3 protein-coding genes are annotated in these 5,044 nt (G+C 65.0%); 2 read left to right on the forward strand and 1 reads right to left on the reverse strand.

Annotated elements, in window-relative coordinates:
• Positions 1 to 463: 463 nt before the first annotated feature.
• Positions 464 to 655, reverse strand: a complete 192-nt coding sequence (locus IVA82_RS34985) for a DUF1192 domain-containing protein (RefSeq protein WP_247390015.1) — start codon at positions 653 to 655, stop codon at positions 464 to 466.
• 112 nt (positions 656 to 767) lie between these two features.
• On the opposite strand from IVA82_RS34985, the gene IVA82_RS34990 reads away from it, so the two are divergent.
• Positions 768 to 1,766 (forward strand): NAD(P)H-quinone oxidoreductase, encoded by a 999-nt coding sequence (locus IVA82_RS34990; protein ID WP_247390016.1) that lies wholly within the window; start codon positions 768 to 770, stop codon positions 1,764 to 1,766.
• A gap of 139 nt (positions 1,767 to 1,905) precedes the next feature.
• Positions 1,906 to 4,782, forward strand: coding sequence for an EAL domain-containing protein (locus IVA82_RS34995; RefSeq protein WP_247390017.1), 2,877 nt, complete (start codon positions 1,906 to 1,908; stop codon positions 4,780 to 4,782).
• Positions 4,783 to 5,044 lie beyond the last annotated feature (262 nt).

Below are 5,044 nucleotides of genomic sequence, written 5' to 3' on the forward strand. Positions count from 1 at the left end.
TCTCGCGATGACGCCCTTGCGCTTCGCTAACCCTTCGCCGCCATCAGGCTGGGTAAAGGACTTCCACCTCCAAGCTGTCGAACATGCTCGGCACACCAAAAAAGAGCCGCCGGAAAACCGGCGGCTTTGAAAGTTGATAACAGGGAGGCGTCAAACAGAGTGGACAGGAGCCACTCGGTGTCCAAACGAGGACAGTTCCAGTCATAAACCCGAAAGCTTAATGTGGAGTAAACGAACGATTTTTTTGAGGGTTCGTTAGCCATGTCGGTCAGTGGCCGAGCGGGGTGCGGAACAAGCTGGCCGTCACGCCCGGGCTTGTCCCGGGCATCCACGTTCTTTCTGTCGGCGAGAGATCAAGAACGTGGATGGCCGGGGACATAGGCGAGCGGAGCGACGCCGTCCTTCGGACGGCTATGCCCGGCCACGACGCCGTGGAGGCGGCTCGCGCTTCTCCGCCGAATTCCTAAGACTTGAACACGCTGTTCGCCGCATCACGCGACGCGCGCTTTTTGGTGGCGGCTTCCTCCAGTCTTGCGATCTCGGTCTTGAGCAGGGTGATGCGCTCGGTCAGTTCGTCGAGCGACAAGAGTGAGAGGTCCTGTCCGATCTCGTGGCTGATCTTCCTGCGCGGCTGGTCGTCCTCTTCCATCGCCATCGTCGTTCCTCCTGCATTCGCGCGCCGAACAAGACCGGGACGGTTGCCAGCCTGGACCATGCTGGCTAATCAATGGCCTCGTTCATCCCGTACCTTTGCTCAAGGACAAATCATGGACAAGCTGCCCGCGCAAATGACGGTGGTCGCCATCTCCAAGCCCGGTGGACCGGAGGTGCTGGTGCCGGAACAACGCAGCGTTCCGCAACCCGGTCCCGACGAAATTTTGGTCAAGGTGCAGGCGGCCGGCGTCAACCGGCCCGACGTGGCGCAGCGCTCCGGCGCCTATCCGCCGCCGCCCGGCGCCAGCGACCTGCCGGGCCTCGAGATCGCGGGTGAAGTGGTGGCGGTGGGCAGCAATGCCAGGCGGCACAAGATCGGCGACAAGGTGATGTCGCTCGTCGCCGGCGGCGGCTATGCGCAGTACTGCATCGCCCAGGACGGCCAGGCGATGAGCGTGCCGCCGGCGCTGTCGATCAAGGAAGCCGGCGCGCTGCCGGAAACGCTGATGACGGTCTGGCACAACGTGTTCGAGCGCGGCGGCCTCAAGGCCGGCGAGACGCTGCTGATCCACGGCGGCTCCTCCGGCATCGGCACCATGGCGATTCAGCTTGCCAAGGCGTTCGGCGCCAAGGTGATCGTCACCGTCGGCGGCGCCGACAAAGCCGAGGCTTGCCTCAAGTTAGGGGCCGACCGCGCCATCAACTACAAGACGGAAGACTTCGTCGCCGTGGTCAAGGAAGAGACCGGCAATGCCGGCGCCCATTTGATCCTCGACATGGTCGCAGGCGACTATGTCGACCGCAATTACGACGCCGCCGCGGTCGACGGCCGCATCGTGCAGATCGCGACCCTCAACGGCCCCAAGGTCAACGTCAACATCGCCAAGGTGATGGTGAAGCGGTTAACCCATACCGGCTCCACGCTGCGCCCCCGTACGAATGCGGATAAGGCGGCGATGGTCGCGGCGATCGAGGAGAAGGTCATGCCGCTTTTGCGCGAAGGACGCGTAAAACCGCTGATGGACAGCTCATTCCCGCTGGAAAAGGCCGCCGACGCGCACCGGCGCATGGAGACCAGCGCGCATATAGGCAAAATTGTGTTGGAGGTCTAGGCCTCCCGCCGACAGGGCAAGGTGGAAACCCTTTGATTTTCCTTGCTTTCGTGCCATCTATCGCGACGCGCCGAACCAATTCGGTCCGGTCTGAAATCGTCTTGCCACCAGAGTTTGCGTCGAACGCGGAGAACTGACCTTGCGTCTGATCAGGTGCCTCGCGCCCATCGCGCTGGGCCTCATGATTCTTGTCGCCGCGTCCCCTGCACGCGCGCTCGACGCTGTCAGCGTCCGCAGCGACGCGCCCGCGATCGACCTCACCGGCGTGCTCGAGCATCAGCGCAGCGATGCCGACCGCATCCAGGTCTCGACCGCACCGGGCACCGACGGCATCGTCCGCCGCATCGAGGTGCGCGCCCGCGAAGGTGGCCAGAACTGGGTGGTGTTCGCGCTCGCCAACAACACCGACGACCAGCTCGACCGCCTGATTGTCGCCCCGCACTACCGCATTGTCTCCTCCGGCCTGTTGTGGCCCGACCTCGGGCTGTCGCGCATCGCGACCATCACGCCCTCGACCGGCGACCGGCCGGAGCGGCAGGAAAGCCCGACCGCCGACGTGTTCCGCGTCACGCTCGACCCGGGTGCCGTCATCACCTTCGTCGCGGAACTGCGCACCGACAAGCTGCCGCAGCTCTATCTGTGGGAGCCGGAATCCTACAAGGACAAGGTCAATTCCTTCACGCTCTACCAGGGCATCGTGATCGGCATCTCCGGCCTGCTTGCGCTGGTGCTGACCATCCTGTTCGTCGTCAAGGGTAGCATCATGTTCCCGGCGGCTGCGGCGCTTGCGTGGGCGGTGCTGGTCTATATCGGCGTCGATTTCGGCTTCTGGGGCAAGGTGCTCGACATGTCGAACAACGCCGAGCGCATCTGGCGCGCGGCGGGTGAAGCCATCCTGGCGGCGACGCTGCTGGTGTTCCTGTTCGCCTATCTCAATTTGAGCCGCTGGCACGTGCGCTACTCGCACATCACGGTGGGCTGGTTGGCCTTCCTGGGCTCGCTGGTGGCGCTCGCTCTGTTCGATCCGGCCGTCGCCTCCGGCATCGCGCGCATATCGCTGGTGCTGATCGCCTTCGCCGGCTTCGCGCTGATTGTCTATCTGTCGACCCACGGCTTCGACCGCGCGGTGCTGCTGATCCCGACCTGGTTCCTGCTGGTGGTCTGGGTGGTCGCGGCCGGCATGACGGTGGCGGGCTCCGTCACCAACGACATCGTCGGCCCCGCGCTGCTCGGCGGCCTGGTGCTGATCGTGATGCTGATCGGATTTACCGTGATGCAGCACGCCTTTGCCGGCGGCAGCGCCACCACCGGCGTCGTTTCCGACATCGAGCGGCGGGCGCTGGCGCTGGCCGGCTCCGGCGATTTGATCTGGGACTGGGACGTCTCCGCCGACAAGGTGTTCACCAGTCCCGAGACCGAGGCCCTGCTCGGCCTCAAGCGCGGCACGCTGGAAGGCCCGGCGGCATCGTGGCTGGAGGTGCTGCATCCGCTCGACCAGGATCGTTTCCGCGCCGCGCTCGACAGCGTGCTCGACCAGCGCCGCGGCCGCTTGGTGCAAGATTTTCGCCTGCGCACGCCGGACGGTCATTTCATGTGGTTCGCGCTGAAGGCGCGCCCGGTGGTCGGCTCCGACGGCGAGGTCTCGCGCGTGGTCGGCACCCTCACCGACGTCACCGAGCAGCGCATCGCCGAAGAGCGCCTGCTGCACGATTCCGTGCATGACAATCTCACGGGCCTGCCCAACCGCAAGCTGTTCATGGACCGGTTAGGTGCGGTGGCGCATTTCGCCAAGACCATGCCGACGCTGCGGCCGACGCTGATGGTGATCGACCTCGACCGCTTCAAGCAGGTCAACGATTCCGTCGGCATCGCGGTCGGCGATTCCATCCTGCTCACCCTCGCCCGCCGCCTCACCCGCATCCTGAAGCCGCAGGATACGCTGGCGCGGCTTGCCGGCGACCAGTTCGGCCTGATCCTGCTGTCGGAGCAGGATCCCGCCCGCATCACCGCCTTCGCCGAGACCATCCGCAAGACCATCCGCGCGCCGATCGCCTTCAACGACCGCGAAATCTTCCTGACCGCCTCGATCGGCCTCGCGCTCTCCGATCCGCAAGCCCAGCTCACCGACGAAATCATCAAGGACGCCGAGCTGGCGATGTATCATTCAAAGCGCATCGGCGGCGACCGCATCGACGTCTACAAGCCGGCGATGCGCGCGCGCAAGACCGACCGCCTGACGCTGGAGAGCGAGCTGCGCCGCGCCATCGAACGGCAGGAGCTCACGATCCTGTACCAGCCGATCGTGCGGCTCGAGGACCGGTCGATCGCGGGCTTCGAGGCGCTGTGCCGCTGGGATCATCCCAAACTCGGGCGCATGGCGCCGTCGGAATTCATCACCATTGCGGAAGAGACCGGACTGATCGTCGACCTCGGCATGTTCGTGCTCGACCAGACCGCCAAGCAGCTCTCGATCTGGCAACGCGCGATGCGCTCGCGCGAACCGATCTTCGCTTCCGTCAACGTCTCCTCGCGCCAATTGCTGCGCCACGACCTGATCCACGACATCCGCACCGTGCTGTCGCGCTCGTCGGTGGCGCGCGGCACGCTCAAGCTGGAACTGACGGAATCGCTAGTGATGGAGAATCCGGAGCACGCGGCGCAGATGCTGACGCGGATCCGCGAGCTCGGCACCGGGCTCTCCCTCGACGATTTCGGCACCGGCCATTCCTCGCTGGCCTATCTGCAGCGCTTCCCGTTCGACACGATCAAGATCGACCAGTCGTTCGTGCGCACCACCAACCGCGGCACCCGCCCGGTGATCCTGAAGTCGATCATCGCGCTCGCGCACGACCTCGGCATGGACGTCGTGGCGGAAGGCGCCGAGACCGATTCCGACGCGGTCGAGCTCTACCAGATGGGCTGCGAATACGCGCAAGGCTTTGCCTTCGGCGAGCCGATGGACGCCGATGCGGCGATGCGGCTGCTCACGGAAGTGCGGCTGGAAGCCGCGAGCTGAGCTGACGCGCGCTCTGCTTTCCCTTCTCCCCTTGTGGGAGAAGGTGGCGCGAAGCGCCGGATGAGGGGTCGCCTCCGAGAATTCTGACGTAAGAGATTCACGCGCAGAGAGAGACCCCTCACCCGTCTCGCCGCTGTGCGGCGAGCCACCCTCTCCCACAAGGGCAGGGCTGTCCCGGGAATGATTCACTATGCCGCAGCGCATGCCCGGCAAATCCAGCGTGAACCGGATACTTTCTGGTTGTCGAGACACAGAAAAGGGC

The organism is Bradyrhizobium sp. 142, assembly GCF_023074015.1.
GTDB lineage: Bacteria > Pseudomonadota > Alphaproteobacteria > Rhizobiales > Xanthobacteraceae > Bradyrhizobium.